Below are 289 nucleotides of genomic sequence, written 5' to 3' on the forward strand. Positions count from 1 at the left end.
ACCGGCGCGCCGTCGGGTCGCCCCGCGTCGAGCTGCGCCACCACGACGACCGCGCCGCGCTGGAGCCCGGGAAGCCGCCCCAGGTTGACGACGCTCCGGGTGGTGGTGGTGTACGCGGGGCGGGTGCGGGACGCGACGGCGAGCCGGATCTCGCACAGCGGCTGGTCGTTGATCGTGGTGCCGGTGGCCCGGGTCTCGGGCACCTTGGCCAGGCTGACGCGGTTCTCGCGGGGCGCGGCCTCTACGTCCTGCGGGCGGGCGGACCGCGCGCCGGCGAACGTGCGCCCGG

The 289-nt window shown here is 77.9% G+C and carries 1 pseudogene; it reads right to left on the bottom strand.

Annotation, left to right across the window (positions count from 1 at the left end):
* Positions 1-203: pseudogene (locus tag KVT14_RS20285) on the bottom strand (hypothetical protein); the annotation flags it as partial.
* Between the last annotated feature and the right edge of the window lie 86 nt (positions 204-289).

The organism is Cellulomonas sp. GbtcB1, from assembly GCF_019091725.1.
Lineage (GTDB): Bacteria > Actinomycetota > Actinomycetes > Actinomycetales > Cellulomonadaceae > Cellulomonas.